The sequence below is a fragment of the Kitasatospora sp. NPDC042419 genome, assembly GCF_056437345.1.
In genome coordinates this window covers 38,937-52,780 of record NZ_JBWKAW010000004.1, presented here as the reverse complement: position 1 = coordinate 52,780, position 13,844 = coordinate 38,937, and the positions used below count along the sequence as shown (strand labels likewise).

Sequence of the window (13,844 nt, the reverse complement as noted above, 5' to 3'; positions counted from 1 at the left end):
CAAGTGACACCATGAAGGCGGATCCATGGACGAATCGCAATCCGGGGAACAAAACGCCCGGTCCGTCACGGACGGAGCACCGCCCGGCCGTCACGGCTTCGGCATGCCGGACGCCGCGTCCCGGGCGGTGCGCACCGCCCGGGAGAACCGCGAGTGGCCGGGCTGGGTCCTCGCGGTGGTCGGAACGGCGCTCTGCGTGCTGGGCTGGTACGGGGTCTCCGGCGAGAGCTTCGCCGAGCAGCAGATCCCGTACCTGGCCTCGGCGACCATCCCCGGTGCGGCGCTGATCGTGGCGGGCGTCGTCCTGGTCGCACTGCGCTCGCCCGGGCGGTCCGGAGCGCCACCTCCGCCGGGCGCCGCGCCGCCCGTGGGCGGGGACGGTGGCGATGCCGGTGGCGGCGCCGGCTCGGGCTCCGGACCACCGGTGGCGGGGACGGAGACGGACCGCCGGATCGAGCAGCTCTACACCCTTCTGGTCGAGCCCGCCCCGGCCGAACGGGCCGCACGGACTGCGGGGGCCGAAGCCGGCACCCCCGGCTCCCCGGCCGCGGGCCCGGGCCCGGGGCCGGGTCCGGGTCCGGGCCCGGGTGCCACCGGGCGCCTGCTGGCCGTACCCGCCGGAACGCTCTACCACCGCCCGGACTGCGTGCTGCTCGTCGGCAAACCCGCCGTCACGCCCGTCGACGCGGCCGCCGTCCGGGCCCGCGGCCTCACCCCCTGTCGCCTCTGCGACCCGCCCGCCCCCGCCGGAGCCACCACTGCCCCCGCCGTAGCCACCACCGACGAGCCCGATGAGTCCGCCGGCCCCGACGGCCCCGACAGCCCCCACGAGTCCGGCGCCTCGGGCGGTCCCACCCGTCCGGATACCCCTGCACCGCCGACCGGCTGACGGGAGCTGCCCCGGTGCTCACCCCCGCCTTCCCCGCGTCCGTCACCGACGCCCTCGACCGCACCCACCTCGTCCACCTCGTCCACCTCGCCGAGTCGACCGGCCCGACCGGCCCGACCGATCCGACCGGCCTCACGATCGACCTGGCCCTCGCCGGCCTCACCGTCGGCAGTGCCGCCGCGCTGAGCGGCATCGGCCTGGTCGTCTGCCACCGCGCCACCGGTGTGCTCAACCTCGCCCAGGGCGCCCAGGCGATGCTCATCGCCTACCTGGTGCGCGACCTCGTCGTGGTGCGGCACTGGCCGGTCTGGCCGGCCCTGGCGTGCTGCCTGCTGCTGGTCGCGCCGGCCCTCGGGGTCCTGCTGGACCTGCTGGTCTACCGCCCGCTGCAACGGCGCGGCGCCGGGCCGGCCGAGACCATGGTGGCCGGGCTCGGCGTGTTCGTGCTGCTCATCGGGGTGGTGGTGATGGTCTGGGGCTCCGCGCCGCTGGCCGGGGCACCGTCCCCGTTCGGCGGCACCCCGATCGGGCTTCCCGGCGGGCACACGCTGCGGCCGGACGCGGTCGCGCAGCTGGTCGCCATCCTGGTCCTCACCGTGACGGTGGGCGCGACCACCCGGTTCACGTCGTTCGGCCTCCACGTACGGGCGGTGGTGGACGACCGGCGGCTCGCCGAACTGGCCGGGGTCGACGCCGACCGCGTGTCGGCGGCCGGCTGGGCGTTCGGCTCGTTCACGGCCGGACTCGTCGGGGTGGCTCTCGCGCCGTACCTGTTGCTGGACCCGTACGGGTTGCCGCTGCTGGTGATGGAGACGATGGCGGTGGCGGTGGCGGCGCGGCTGCGGAGCATCCCGGTGGCGGTGGTGACCGGGCTCGGCCTGGGCATCGTGCAGGCCGAGATGACCAGGCTGCGGCCGGCCGGGCAGTTGCTGCCGCTGGTCCAGGCGGTGCAGGCGAACCTGTTCGTGGTGGCGCTGCTGGTCGCCGCGCTGTTGGCCGGGCCACGGATCACGGGTGGCCGAAGCGGTCCCGGGCTGCCACCGGGGGCGTGGGTCCCGGCAGGGGGCCGCGGCGTGAAGGCCAAGGGTGCCGGGGCCGGGGGTGCCGGGGGCGGGCGGGCGGCGCGGGCGGTCTGTCTGGTGCTGCTCCTGCTGCCGCTCGGCTTCCGCGAGGACGACCTCCGCGGCGCGCTGCTGGTGCCCGCACTGGCGCTGGTACTGCTGTCGATCGTGGTGGTGACCGGGTACGGCGGCCAGATCTCGCTCGGCCAGGCCGGGTACGCGGGCCTGGGGTCGCTGGGCACGGCGCTGCTGATGTCCGGACGGATCCCGGGGTTGCCGGCGCTGCCCGCCGTACCCGCGCTGCTGCTCGCCGTGCTCGCGACCGCGCCGCTCGGGCTGCTGACCGGCTGGCCGGCCATCCGTCGGCGCGGGCTGGCGCTGGCGCTGGTCACCTTCGCGGTCGGGACGACGCTGAGCCGGTTCGTCTTCCAGCAGCCCTACGCGACCACGGGGCTGACCCTCGACCGACCCGCTTTCCTGTCCGGGGACCGGGCCTTCTACGTCGCCGAACTCCTGCTGCTGGGAGTGGGGCTCGCGGTGGTGCAGGCCCTGCACGGCGGGCGCCTCGGGCGTGCGCTGAGCGCGTTGCGCGACCACGAGCCGGGCGCGGCCGCGGCGGGGATCGACGTCGCGGGGCTGAAGCTGTTCGCGTTCGTGGCGGGGGCGGCGCTGGCCGCGCTCGGCGGCGGGCTGATGGGGATGGCCGGGCGGGCGTTCGACGCGGCCTCGTTCGACCCGGTGCGCGGGCTGCTCTGGTTCGCGGCCGTGGTGGTGGCGGGTGCGGACAGCGCGCTCGGGGCGGTACTGGCGGCAGCCCTGCTGATCGGCCTGGACGCGGGGACGGTGGCGGGGGTGTCGGCGGTCGCGGTCGGCGTGCTGGCCGCCGCGATCGGCCGGCTGCCGGGCGGCCTCGCGGGCACGGCGGCCCGGTGGACCGCGTCCGGGACGGCGTCGTGGCGGGCCGCACGTCCCTCCGGAACCGGGCGGCCGAGCGGGCCGGTGGCCCCCGGGTTGCCTCCCGGCCGGCTCACGCCGGCGGGACGGCGGGTGCGTGCGCGGCTCGCCAAGCGCCGAGCCGCCGGCCCCGCGCCCGCCGCTGCGCCCGTACCCACACCCGCACCCGCCGCCACGCCCACCGCCTCGCCCGCCACTGCGCCCGCCGCCACGCCCGAGGAGGCGGGCTCATGAGCGGGCCTCCCCGGGCCCGGCTGACGGCCCGTGGGGTGATCCGCCGCTACGGGGGGATCGAGGCGGTGGCCGGGGTGGACCTGGCCGCACCACCGGGCCGGGTCACGGCGCTGATCGGGCCGAACGGCGCGGGCAAGAGCACACTCTTCGACTGCCTCGCCGGCACCGTCCGACCCGACTCCGGCCGGGTGCTCCTCGGCGGCCGCGACGTCACCCGGCTCCCCGTGCACCGCCGGGTACGGCTGGGCCTGGCCCGCACCTTCCAGCAGATCGCCGTCTTCCCGACCCTGTCGGTGGCGGACAACGTCCGGGTCGGCGCCGAGCAGCCCGCCGGCCCGCACCGACGCGACTCCCGTGCGACAGCCGAACGGACGGCCCGGCTGACCACGGAGCGGACGGAGCGGGCCCTGGGCCTGCTCGGCCTGCGCGAGGTGGCGGCGGAACCGGCCGGCGGACAGCCGACCGGCGTGCTGCGCCTGGTCGAACTCGCCCGGGCACTGGCCGGCGAACCCCGTGTCCTGCTGCTGGACGAACCGGCAGCGGGTCTGGACACCGCACAGACCGCACGACTCATCGCCGTCCTGCGCGGCCTCGCCGACCGGGGCATGGCGCTGCTGCTGGTCGAGCACGACCCCGGCCTGGTCGCCGAGCTCGCCGACACCGTCTACGCCATGGCGGACGGCCGGGTGGTGACGGCCGGCCCGACGGCTGCGGTCCTGGGCGACCCCCGGGTTGCCCGGGCATGGGGTGGCGGGAGGAATGACAGCTGACAACTTTCAGATGGCAGATGGCAGATGACAGCTGACGGATTTCCAACTCCCAGCCCTTCCCCCGACCGCTCCCGATCCCCCTCCTCCCCCGATCCCCTCCTCCCCCGACTCCCCCACCGCCCGGAGCACCCCATGCCCGCCGAAGCCGCCCTCCTCTCGGCCCGCGTGCAGTACGGACCGCTGGAAGCCCTTCACGGCGTGGACCTGGCGATTCCCCCCGGCCAGGTCACCGTGCTGCTCGGGCGCAACGGCGCCGGGCGGACCAGCGCGCTGCACGCGCTCGCCGGGGTCGTGCGGCTGTCCGCCGGGCGGGTCGTCTGGCGGGGGCGGGACGTCACCGGGCTCGGCGTCCACCGGCGGGCCCGGCTCGGGCTGGCGCTGGTACCCGCGGAGCGGGCGGTGTTCGGATCGCTCACCGTCGCCGAGCACCTGGCGCTCGGCCGGGCCGGAACCTCCACCGGCGAGGTGCCGGCCCTGTTCCCCGAACTGTCCGGGCTGCTCCCCCGCCGGGCCGGCGAGCTCTCCGGCGGCCAGCAGCAACTCGTAGCCGTGGCACGGGCGCTGAGCGCGTCACCCCGGCTCCTCCTGCTCGACGAGCCGGACCGCGGCCTGGCTCCCGCGATGGCCGCCCGGCTGTACGCGCACCTGCTGGCCACCGCCGCCGAGGAGGGCCGGGCGGTGGTGGTGACCGCACAGGCACTGCCGCACACGCTGGACCGGCCGGGAGTCGTCGTGCACGTGCTGCACCGGGGAGAGGTCAGCTTCTCCGGGGAGCCCGCCGAGCTGAGAACGGTTCCGGACGCGGGGTGGTGATCAGTTCGCCGGGCGCCGCTGCCGCCATGATCTCGTCCAACAGGATCCGCGCGGCGTCGAGTTCACGGATGGTGTCGGTGATGCGGGCGTGCTCCCGGGCCAGGCCGGTGAGGAGTTCGGGGCAGGTCGGCCCGGGCCGCCGTTCGCCCGGGGCCGGCAGGCCGTGCAGGATCTCGCCGATCACCGCGGAGTTGAGGCCCGCCGCGAGCAGGGTGCGGATGCCGTGGACGGTGCGGACGTCCCGCTCGCCGTACTCGCGGTAGCCGCTGGGGCGGCGTTCGGGGGTGAGCAGCCCCTGTTCCTCGTAGTAGCGCAGCGCCCGGGTGCTCACCCCGGTCCTCCGGGCCAGTTCTCCGATCCGCACCGCCTGCCACCTCCTGGTCCCCCGCGCCGGGCCCGACGGTTGACTCTCACGTCGACGTGAAGCTCTAGCGTAACCGCCGTGACAGAGAACCAGTCGTACCCGACCGTCCCCCCCAACCAGCCCTTCCCCCGGCCCTGTTACCGTGCTCGGCCTCGGCCCGATGGGTCGGGCGCTGGCCGGTGCCCTGCTCGCGGCCGGCCACCCGGTGACGGCGTGGAACCGCACGCCCGGCCGGGCCGGCGACCTCACCGCACGGGGCGCGACGACGGCCGCGAGCGCCGCCGAGGCCGTCGCGGCCGGTCCGCTCACCCTGCTCTGCGTCCGCGACGACGACGCCGTGCAGGCCGTGCTCGACGCGGCCGGGCCCGCACTGCGCGGCCGGGCACTGGTCAACGCCACCTCGGTCGGCCCGGACCGGGCCCGCGCCACCGCGGACCGGGCCGCCGCGAGCGGGGTGCGGCTCCTCAACGCCGCGATCCTCAGCCCTGTTTCGACCATCGGCGGCCCGGCCGGGGTGATCGTGTGCAGCGGCGAGGAGGAGGTGTTCCGCGCCCACCGCCCCGTACTCGCCGCGCTCGCCGGGACGGTGAACCACCTGGGCGCCGACCCCGGCCGGGCGGCCGCGTACGACACGGCCCTGCTCGACCTGTTCTGGACCACCGCGCACGGCTGTCTGCACGCCTTCGCGCTGGCCCGGGCCGAGGGCATCGCCGCCGCCGAACTCGCCCCGTACGCGCAGGGGTTGTCCCAGATGCTGCCGACCCTGCTGGACGATTGGGCGAGGTCCGTGGACGAGGGCCGGCACCTCGGCGACCGGAGCACCGTGGCCTCCGCCGCCGCGGGCCTGGCGCACGTCGCCCACACCGCCCGCGCCCGGGGTCTGGACACCGGCGTGCTGGACGCCGCCCTGGCCCTGACCGGGCGCGCGGTCGCGGCGGGGCACGGACAGGCCGGGGTCTCCGCCCTGGTGGAGGCCGTCACGGGGACGGCGGCCTCCGCGCCTGCGCTTTCCCCCGCCCCTGCCCCTGCCCCTGCCCCTGCCCCTGCGGACGCCGCGGCGGGCTGACGGTCACTGGGCGAGGTAGCCGCCGTCCACCGGGAGCACGGCACCGGTGATGAACGAGGCCTCGTCGGAGGCGAGGAAGAGCACGGCGGCGGCCACCTCCCCGGGCACGCCGAGGCGGCGCATGGGGTGGAGCTGTTCGATGGCGGCGAGGTACTCGGGGCCGCCGGGTTCGTGCCGCAGGCGGGCGACCCGTTCGGTGGCGATCGTGCCGGGCGCGACCGCGTTCACCCGGATGCCCCGGTCGGCCCACTCCACCGCGAGGTGCTTGGTGAGCCCGGAGGCGACGAACTTGGCGGGCCCGTAGACGGCTTGGCCCCGCTGCCCCGCCTCGCCGGAGATCGAGGAGACGCAGACGATGGCACCGCCGGCCGCCGCGGTCATCGCCTCGACGGCGTACTTGCAGGTGAGGAACATGCCCCGGCCGTCGACGGCCATCACCCGGTCCCAGTCCTCGGCGCCGGCCTCGGTGATCTCCATCATCGGGATCACTCCGGCGTTGGCCACCAGGACGTCGAGCCGGCCGTGGCGTTCGACGGCGGCACGGACCATCCGGCGGGCGTCCTCGTCCCGGGAGACGTCGCCGACCACCGTGGTGACGGCCTGCGGCAGCCGTTCGGCCAGCCGCCGCAGGCCGTCGGCGTCGATGTCGGTCGCGACGACCGACGCACCCTCCTCGGCGAAGCGCTCGGCGACGGCTCGGCCGATGCCGTTGGCCGCGCCCGTCACCACGCACGACTTCCCGGCCAGCCGGCCGCCGGGTCCACGCGTCTCAGTCATGGGCCGGACTGTAGCGGCGCCGGACACCGCAGCCCGGCCTCCCGTCAACGCAACGCCCGGCGCGTTCACCCCTGCGGGAGCACCCGCACCGGCGGCCCGGCCGTCCGGACGTCCGGACGGCCGGGCCGCCGGGCACGGCCTCCGGGCGAACAAGCGGTCAGCCACCCTGGCGTCAGCCACCCCGGCGGTCAGCCGACGGTGAGCACGATCTTGCCGCGCACGTGACCGCGCTCGCTCTCGCGCTGGGCCTCGACCGCCTCCGCCAGCGGGTAAACCCGGTGCAGCGGCAGGTTCAGCCCGGACTCCTCGTGCAGGGCGAGCGCACCCGCCAGGGCCGGCCCCTGGTAGTCGGCCGGCTCCGCGCCACCGGTGAACCGCACACCGTGCTCGGCGGATCCCTGGATGTCGGCGATGGTCAGCACGTTCTCCGCTCCCCCCGCCAGCTCGATGGAGAGCGGCAGGACGTCGCCGAGCCCGGCCACGTCCAGGACCCGGTCCACGCCCTCCGGGGCGGCGGCCCGGACCCGCTCGGCCAGGCCGTCCCCGTAGACGACCGGGACGGCGCCCAGCTCGCGCAGGTGCGGGTGGTTGGCCTCGCTCGCGGTGCCGATCACCCGGATCCCGCGCTGCCGGGCGAACTGCAGCAGCACCGTGCCGACCCCGCCCGCCGCGCCGTGGACCAGCAGGGTCTGGCCGGCTTCGAGGTTCAGCAGGTCGAGCGAGCGCCACGCGGTCTCGGCGGCCACCGGGATCGCCGCGGCCTGCTCCCAGCCCAGTGCGGCGGGCTTGCGGGCCAGCTTGTCCGCCGACGCGAGGACGTGCTCCGCGTAGCCGCCGCCGTGGACCGCGCCGAACACCTCGTCCCCGACCTGCCACGCGGTGACGCCCTCGCCGACCGCCTCCACGACGCCCGCCACCTCGTAGCCGGTGACGGCCGGGAAGACGACCGGGAAGAACTCGGTGATCGAACCCGAACGCACCTTGTGGTCCAGCGGGTTGACGCCCGCGGCGCGGACGGCGACCCGCACCTGGCCGGCGCCGGGCGCGGGCAGCTCGATCTCGATCGGGCCGAGCACGTCGAGGCCGCCGTACTCGGCGAAGCCGATGGCCTTGGTCGGAAGGGTGCCGGGGGTGGCGTCGGTCATGGGGATCCCGTTCTCTCGCTCTGTCTCTGCCGGGGATGGCCGGGGATGGCCTGATCGGCCGGAAGGTGTCGCCGCCCCGACGACCGGATCGGCGCCGGGGTGACGGTTCAAGCCTGGTCCCCGCAGTGGCGATCTCCGGCCCGCCGTTCGGCCGGTTCCGCCTGGCCGTTCGGACAGGCCACGCCGGACAGGCCCGGACTACGCTGGACGGCATGGTGGAACAGGCACGTGTGACGGACCGGGCCCGCACGACGGCGCATGCCCGCAGAGCGGAGCAGCCCCGCACGGCGGACCAGGTCCGTGGCGGAGGCGAGCCGGCCGCGTCGGCCTGGGACCGGCCCGAAGGTGCGCTGGCCCGCGTCGTGGAGGTGCTGCGCACACCCCGCCCGGCGATCATGACGAGGCTCTCGGAAGTGCTCGCCGACCTCGTCCCCCACGTCGCGCTCGCCCAGCTCAGCGGCGTCTGCACCTATTCCCCGGCGAGCGCCTTCGGCGCCGAGGAGCTCTCCGCCCGGATCACCAGCCTGGAACTCGCCCAGCTCGCCGAGTCGGTGTCGCCCGGCCGGCCGTGGCAGGGCGAGGCGGTCCTCGCCGGACGGGCCCGGCCGGCGGTCGCGGTGGCGTCGGCACCGGCCGGCAGCAACGGCGCGCTGCTGGTGCTGGTGCGGGCGACGACCGGGCCGCTCGCTCCGCTGCCCGACCTGCCGCTCGCCCTCCTCCAGCAACTGTGGGAGCTGGTGACCACCCACTCCCACCACCGGGCCATCGACGCCGCCCCCGCGCACGCCGCCGCCTCCCGCGCCTCGGCCGGCGCCCGGGCCCGCGCGATCGCCGAACTGAGCGGCGCGCACGCCTCCGCGCTCTCGGCGATCCTCGCGCCGCTGCGCTCCGCCGCCCTGGACGACGCCACCGCCCGGCGGAACGCCACCGAGCTGGCCGTCACCGCCCTGCTCGACCTGCGCGGCGCCGCCGACCTCGACCGTGAGCTGAGCGAGGAGCCCGCGGCCACCGCGTTCGCCCGACTCGCCGACGTGCTAAGGCCCTTGCTCCGGCACAGCCCCGTCCGCCTGGACCTGCTGGCGCCGACCGCCGGCGACCGGTCCGTCCCCGCCGACACCGCGCACACCGCGCGGGCGGCCGTCCGCTCCACCGTGCTGGCCATGCTGGAGCAGGACGGACTGGGCCGCCTGCACGTGAGTTGGCAGTTCGTGGACGGCACGCTGCGCGCCGTCGTCCGGGACGACGGCCCGGGCCTGCTCACCCCCGACGCGCTCGCCGTCCACCGCACCGCCGACCGGATCGCCGCGCTGGCGGGCCGGCTGACGGTCGACGCCGTCCCCGGCTGGGGCACCACGGTGACCGTCGACCTGCCGCTCCACGTGGCAGCGGCGCCGGCCACCTCGGTGGATCCACTGGAGGGCCTTCAGCCGCGGGAGTTGGAGGTCCTCGACCAGCTCGCCCAGGGGCGCCGCAACCGGGAGATCGCGCAGGCCCTGCACATCAGCGAGTCGACGGTGAAGTTCCATGTGGCCAACATCCTGGCCAAGTTGGGCGTCACCTCCCGCGGCGAGGCCGCCGCCCTCGCCCACCGGGCGGGCCTGCCCGCGACGCCGCCGTCCCTCTACGCGGCGTCCTGACCCACGCGGCGTCCTGCCCCGGCCGGCGGACGCGGACGCGGTGGCGACGACGGGACGGGGCCGTGGGCGGTGGGCCGACCGGGCGGGGTCACGACCTCTCGACGGCGGCCTTGATCCGGCGGCCGAAGTCGGGGGCGTCCTTGCGGGCCGCCCGGAGCGCCGGGGACACGAGGAGCTTGCCGATACCGTGGCCCTCCAGGACGTTGAAGATCCGGACCCGGGTACCGCCGCCCGGGAGCGGTTCGAGGTCGTAGCCGCCCTCGGCGGTGATCAGGTTCTTGCTCTGCTCGGTCCAGCGGACGGTGCGCGGGGCGTCCAGCGCGGTGATGCGGAACTCCCGGGAGGTCTTCATCCCGGCGTCCTTCACCGTGCTGCGGAAGACCGTTCCGACGGCGGTCGGACCGTCCGGGGTCTTCTCGATCGACTGGACCCGGGGGCTGAAGTCCGGGTCGTTGCGGCCGTCGGCCAGGTAGGCGAAGACCTGCTCCACCGGGCGGTCGACCTCGACGCTCGCATCGAACATTCCGGACATGCCGACTCCTCACGGGGTGCGGTCGGGCGCCGTGACACCGTGGCGCCGTGACGCTGTGGCACTGCACGGCCAGGATTTCAGAGAGGCGGCCGCCCCGCCTCCCGGGCGGCCGCCCGGCGGAATCCGCCGAAGCCCCGCACCCCGCACCCCGCACCCCGCGCGTCCGCGCCCCCGTGCCCCGTAGACCCCCTACCGGCCGAGCCTCCGGCGGGGCAGGGCCAGGAGGTGGTGCAGGGCCAGGCCTCGGGCGGCCCAGCTCTCCAGGCGGGCGCGGTCGATCCAGTGGATCCCGTACTCGTCCCCCCAGGCCATCGCGTCGCGGGTGAGGCCGCCGTTGGTCACGACCACGGCGACGTCCGCGCCGTGCACCGGACCGGCCGTGCCCTTGACCTCGTACATGACGTGGACGCCGACCTTGGCGCCGACGGCGGTGTGCTTGGCCTGGAGGACGATCCGGCCGTGCCTGGGGTGCAGGCCGATCACGTCGGCCGCCCGGTCGCCCTGCCGGCCGACCTTGTCGGCCGTCCAGCCGTCCCGGACCAGCAGGTCGCGCAGCGCGTACTCGAAGGCCTGGTCGCCCATCGCGTCCACCTCGGCGAGGCTCAGCCGCAGGCCGGCGAGCCGTTCGGTGCGGGTGCGGTCCAGCATCGGGCGGAAGGCCGCGCCCGCCAGCGCGAGTGCCGCGACGGCGGCCAGGAAGATCCAGGACCGCAGCAGCGCCTGGGCCGCGGCGAGTACCGCCACCGCCACGGCGACGCCGACGAGCGCCGCCGCCAGCTGCTCGACCGGTCCGCGCGGCCGCCGGAACCGGGCCGCCATCACGGCGTCCCGGCGGTGGCCGGGGTGGGAGCCTGCGGCGGCGGCGCGGCGGCCTCGTCGGAGAAGCCGACGAAGTGCCCGTAGAGGTAGAACACCGCGAACGCGCCCGCGATCACCCACCCGCCGGCCCTCTTCCCACCGCCACCGCCGGACGCGGGGCGGCGCCGGTAGTGCGCCCGCACCCGGACGGGTCCCCGGTCGTCGTTGCTCGCCACATTGCCTCCCGATCGGGCCGTCGACGCCCTGTGCGCCCCGGCTCGCCCCTCGGTGTAGCAGCGGCGACCGACAGCGGACGGGCGGTATTCGGTACACGGACCACCGGGTGGTCCGGAACCGGCCAGGTGCGCCGGAGGTGTGCGCCGGTGCCCCGGTGGCGTGCGCCCGCCGTCCGGCCTGGACCGTCGCCCCGGGCGCGGGGCCGGCGTGCTGCGCGGCGCGGGAACCGGGCGCGGGAACCGGGCAGTGCCGTCGCGGCCGACCTGCGGTGACGTGCACGAACGGCGGGCGGGAGCAGCTTGGCAGGATCCACCCGGCGTGCGGACGGGCGGTGTGCGCCGTCTTCCGGCGGACACGCGCCGCCCGCGCCGAGGTCGCGCCCCTCCCACAGCCCCTCCCACAGCCCCCTCTCGCAGCCCCTCAGGCCACCGTGCCCTCCTCGGCGGCGGCCAGGATGTGCTCGGGATCGGTGAGGACGGCCCACCAGGTGCTCATGTCGTCCTCGGCGTCGTCCGGTCGCGGGGTGCGCCAGCCGACGGCGGCGTGGAGGAGGACGTGGTCCCCGGTGGCGAGGGGCGGGAGGGTCCAGCGCAGGCCCCGGTGGTCGTCGAGGTACTCGACACCCCAGTCGGGGCGGGGACGGCGGGCGTACACCTCGTCCAGTCGAGCCGCCCAGGCGCGCGGGAAGCCGGAGCCGGACGCGGCGCGGCCGCAGATCTCCTCCTCGTCGGAGCCGCCGAGATGGAGGACGGTGCCGGGGTTCCGGAGCTCGACGGCGGCGAGGCACTCGCCGCCGTCGTAGCCGCTCTCGACGTCGGCCGGCACGGCGCGGAAGGACGCGGTCAGCCGGACGCGGTCGAGCGCCGTGCGGGCGTCGAGGCTCCAGACCGCGCCCCAGCCGTTGTCGACCGCGAGGGAGACCTCGGAGGCCGGCGTCCGGACCGGGCAGAGCAGCAGTTCCAGGTCGGCGCCCGGCTGCTCCCACCGGTACAGCAGCCCGCCGGCCGGGAGCCGGTGGAGCCGCGTCGGCCTCGGCGGGACGGGCCTGCCACCGAGCTCCGCGCGCAGGGCGAGCACGCCGAGCGGTGTGGTCACCGACGGTTCGGCGGGCACGAACGGTCCGGGGAGCCGGGGGACGTGGGGCAGCAGGGCGGGCATGCCGGAAGTCTAGGCAGCGCCGGGAAGGGCCAGGCCGGACGAGGCCCGGGGCGGGAACCCGTGACCCGGAGGCCGGAAGTCCGAGGCCGGAACCCGGAACCCGGAGGCCGGAACCCGGAACCCGGAAGTCGGCGGACCAGACGTCCCGTGCGGACGGCTGTCACATTCCGGCGGGCTGCTCCGTCCTCTTGCCGACGGCGGCCGGAAGCGGCGGCCCGGCACCTGGAGGGGCGAGGACATGGCGCAGCACATCACCGTCATCGGCGGCGGTTTCGGCGGGCTGACGGCGGCGGTCTCGGCGGCCGAGGCGGGGGCGGCGGTCACCCTGTACGAGGCGCACGGGCGGCTCGGCGGGCGGGCCCGGACCGCGGAGGCGCCGTACCGGACCAACGAGGGCCCGCACGCGTTCTACCGGCGCGGGCCGCACTGGGCGTGGCTGCGGCAGCGCGGGCTGGTCGGGCCGCTGGCGCGGATCCCGGTGGCCGAGGCGCTGCGGACCCGCTACCACCGGGAGGGCCGGCTGCTCCGGCTGCCGCCGCTCGGGGTCGTGCGGCTGGCGCAGCGGCGCGGCGCCCCGGTGGGCCGGACCTTCCTGGGCTGGGCGAGCGAGGTGGCCGGCGAGCGGACCGCCCGGGAGGCGGCGAACTTCGTGGCCGTCTCGACGTTCCACCACGACCCCGGGCTGCTGTCGGCCGCGTTCGTCCAGGAGCGGCTGCGCCGGTCCGCGAGCTTCCCTCCCGAGGCGCAGTACCCGGTGGGCGGCTGGCAGTCGGTGGTCGACCGGATGGCGGAGCGGGCGCGGGAGCTCGGTGTGCGGATCGAGACGGGCGCGCGGGTCGACGAACTGCCGCGGAGCGGCGGGCCGGTGGTCGTGGCGACCTCGCTGGACGCGGCGCGGCGGCTGCTCGGGGACGAGGGCCTGGTGTGGGCGAGCGGCCGCACGCTGCTGTTCGACCTGGCCGTCCGGTCGCGGCGCGGTGACGCGTTCTTCGTCTCGGACCTCGACGGCCCGGGGTGGGTGGAGCGGTTCACCGCGCAGGACGTGAGCCTGGCGCCCGACGGGGAGCAGCTGATCCAGGCTCAGCTCCCGCTCGCCCCGAAGGAGCGGAGGGAGGACGGGATCGCCCGGGCCGAGCGGCTGCTGGACCTGGGCTTCCCGGGCTGGCGCGAGCGCGTGGTGTGGCGGCGCACGGCGGTGGCCGCCGGCCGGACCGGCGCGGTGGACCTCCCGGGCACCACCTGGCGCGACCGTCCGGCGGTCGACCGGGGCGACGGCGTGTACCTGGTCGGCGACCAGGTGGCGGCGCCGGGGGTGCTGAGCGAGGTGTCGTTCACCAGCGCGCTGGAGGCGGTGTCGCTGGCCGTGGCGCAGCGGCCGGCGGTGAGCCGGGTCGCCCGCTAGGAGAACG

Annotated in this window: 14 protein-coding genes; 7 read left to right on the top strand and 7 right to left on the bottom strand. The window is 76.6% G+C overall.

All coding sequences use genetic code 11. The annotated features are described in order from the left end of the window. The first annotated feature begins 103 nt into the window (after positions 1-103). The 4 genes from AC067J_RS10105 to AC067J_RS10090 all read left to right on the top strand — a co-directional run bounded on the left by AC067J_RS10105 (position 104) and on the right by AC067J_RS10090 (position 4,721). The gene (locus AC067J_RS10105) at positions 104-889 is read left to right on the top strand and encodes a hypothetical protein (protein ID WP_478297473.1); all 786 of its coding nucleotides are present in this window, start codon (positions 104-106) and stop codon (positions 887-889) included. Between the two features lie 14 nt (positions 890-903). Further along, entirely contained in the window at positions 904-3,138 is a 2,235-nt protein-coding gene (locus tag AC067J_RS10100) for a branched-chain amino acid ABC transporter permease (RefSeq protein WP_478297471.1), read from the top strand. Then, complete coding sequence (locus AC067J_RS10095) at positions 3,135-3,908, top strand: ABC transporter ATP-binding protein (RefSeq protein WP_478297469.1); 774 nt, start codon at positions 3,135-3,137, stop codon at positions 3,906-3,908. Before AC067J_RS10100 ends, AC067J_RS10095 begins: the two co-directional genes overlap by 4 nt. Positions 3,909-4,040: 132 nt before the next feature. Next, entirely contained in the window at positions 4,041-4,721 is a 681-nt protein-coding gene (locus tag AC067J_RS10090) for an ABC transporter ATP-binding protein (RefSeq protein ID WP_478297467.1), read from the top strand. Here the strand turns inward: AC067J_RS10090 and AC067J_RS10085 are convergent. Next, positions 4,666-5,085: a MerR family transcriptional regulator gene (locus AC067J_RS10085; RefSeq protein WP_478297465.1), complete on the bottom strand. Its 420-nt coding sequence runs from the start codon at positions 5,083-5,085 to the stop codon at positions 4,666-4,668. The two genes, AC067J_RS10090 and AC067J_RS10085, sit on opposite strands and share 56 nt — an antisense overlap. A 142-nt stretch (positions 5,086-5,227) precedes the next feature. Here AC067J_RS10085 and AC067J_RS10080 point away from each other — a divergent pair, with 142 nt between their 5' ends. Further along, positions 5,228-6,151: an imine reductase family protein gene (locus tag AC067J_RS10080; RefSeq protein ID WP_478297463.1), complete on the top strand. Its 924-nt coding sequence runs from the start codon at positions 5,228-5,230 to the stop codon at positions 6,149-6,151. A gap of 3 nt (positions 6,152-6,154) precedes the next feature. Here AC067J_RS10080 and AC067J_RS10075 read toward each other — a convergent pair whose 3' ends face one another. Beyond that, positions 6,155-6,928, bottom strand: a complete 774-nt coding sequence (locus AC067J_RS10075; RefSeq protein ID WP_478297461.1) for an SDR family NAD(P)-dependent oxidoreductase — start codon at positions 6,926-6,928, stop codon at positions 6,155-6,157. A 188-nt stretch (positions 6,929-7,116) separates the two neighbouring features. Beyond that, positions 7,117-8,073: a quinone oxidoreductase family protein gene (locus AC067J_RS10070; protein ID WP_478297459.1), complete on the bottom strand. Its 957-nt coding sequence runs from the start codon at positions 8,071-8,073 to the stop codon at positions 7,117-7,119. A gap of 212 nt (positions 8,074-8,285) precedes the next feature. On the opposite strand from AC067J_RS10070, the gene AC067J_RS10065 reads away from it, so the two are divergent. Then, positions 8,286-9,710, top strand: a complete 1,425-nt coding sequence (locus AC067J_RS10065; protein WP_478297457.1) for a helix-turn-helix transcriptional regulator — start codon at positions 8,286-8,288, stop codon at positions 9,708-9,710. Between the two features lie 88 nt (positions 9,711-9,798). On the opposite strand, the gene AC067J_RS10060 is transcribed toward AC067J_RS10065, so the two are convergent. The 4 genes from AC067J_RS10060 to AC067J_RS10045 all read right to left on the bottom strand — a co-directional run bounded on the left by AC067J_RS10060 (position 9,799) and on the right by AC067J_RS10045 (position 12,435). After that, the gene (locus AC067J_RS10060) at positions 9,799-10,242 is read right to left on the bottom strand and encodes an SRPBCC family protein (RefSeq protein ID WP_478297455.1); all 444 of its coding nucleotides are present in this window, start codon (positions 10,240-10,242) and stop codon (positions 9,799-9,801) included. A gap of 189 nt (positions 10,243-10,431) precedes the next feature. Then, a complete protein-coding gene (locus AC067J_RS10055; protein ID WP_478297453.1) occupies positions 10,432-11,061 on the bottom strand; it encodes a restriction endonuclease in 630 nt (209 codons plus the stop codon). Continuing rightward, on the bottom strand, positions 11,061-11,276 hold the full coding sequence (locus AC067J_RS10050; protein ID WP_478297451.1) for a hypothetical protein: 216 nt from the start codon (positions 11,274-11,276) through the stop codon (positions 11,061-11,063). Before AC067J_RS10050 ends, AC067J_RS10055 begins: the two co-directional genes overlap by 1 nt. A gap of 421 nt (positions 11,277-11,697) precedes the next feature. Next, positions 11,698-12,435 (bottom strand): hypothetical protein, encoded by a 738-nt coding sequence (locus tag AC067J_RS10045; RefSeq protein ID WP_478297449.1) that lies wholly within the window; start codon positions 12,433-12,435, stop codon positions 11,698-11,700. Positions 12,436-12,673: 238 nt separating this feature from the next. Between AC067J_RS10045 and AC067J_RS10040 the strand changes: the two genes are divergently transcribed. Next, a complete protein-coding gene (locus tag AC067J_RS10040; RefSeq protein ID WP_478297447.1) occupies positions 12,674-13,837 on the top strand; it encodes an FAD-dependent oxidoreductase in 1,164 nt (387 codons plus the stop codon). Positions 13,838-13,844 lie beyond the last annotated feature (7 nt).

What these genes read in the sequence shown, in the direction of transcription:
- AC067J_RS10105 (WP_478297473.1), top strand. Translation starts at nt 104, where the DNA reads ATGCCGGACGCCGCGTCCCGGGCGGTGCGCACCGCCCGGGAGAACCGC.
- AC067J_RS10095 (WP_478297469.1), top strand. Translation starts at nt 3,135, where the DNA reads ATGAGCGGGCCTCCCCGGGCCCGGCTGACGGCCCGTGGGGTGATCCGC.
- AC067J_RS10090 (WP_478297467.1), top strand. Translation starts at nt 4,041, where the DNA reads ATGCCCGCCGAAGCCGCCCTCCTCTCGGCCCGCGTGCAGTACGGACCG.
- AC067J_RS10075 (WP_478297461.1), bottom strand. Translation starts at nt 6,928, where the DNA reads ATGACTGAGACGCGTGGACCCGGCGGCCGGCTGGCCGGGAAGTCGTGC.
- AC067J_RS10070 (WP_478297459.1), bottom strand. Translation starts at nt 8,073, where the DNA reads ATGACCGACGCCACCCCCGGCACCCTTCCGACCAAGGCCATCGGCTTC.
- AC067J_RS10065 (WP_478297457.1), top strand. Translation starts at nt 8,286, where the DNA reads ATGGTGGAACAGGCACGTGTGACGGACCGGGCCCGCACGACGGCGCAT.
- AC067J_RS10060 (WP_478297455.1), bottom strand. Translation starts at nt 10,242, where the DNA reads ATGTCCGGAATGTTCGATGCGAGCGTCGAGGTCGACCGCCCGGTGGAG.
- AC067J_RS10055 (WP_478297453.1), bottom strand. Translation starts at nt 11,061, where the DNA reads ATGGCGGCCCGGTTCCGGCGGCCGCGCGGACCGGTCGAGCAGCTGGCG.
- AC067J_RS10045 (WP_478297449.1), bottom strand. Translation starts at nt 12,435, where the DNA reads ATGCCCGCCCTGCTGCCCCACGTCCCCCGGCTCCCCGGACCGTTCGTG.
- AC067J_RS10040 (WP_478297447.1), top strand. Translation starts at nt 12,674, where the DNA reads ATGGCGCAGCACATCACCGTCATCGGCGGCGGTTTCGGCGGGCTGACG.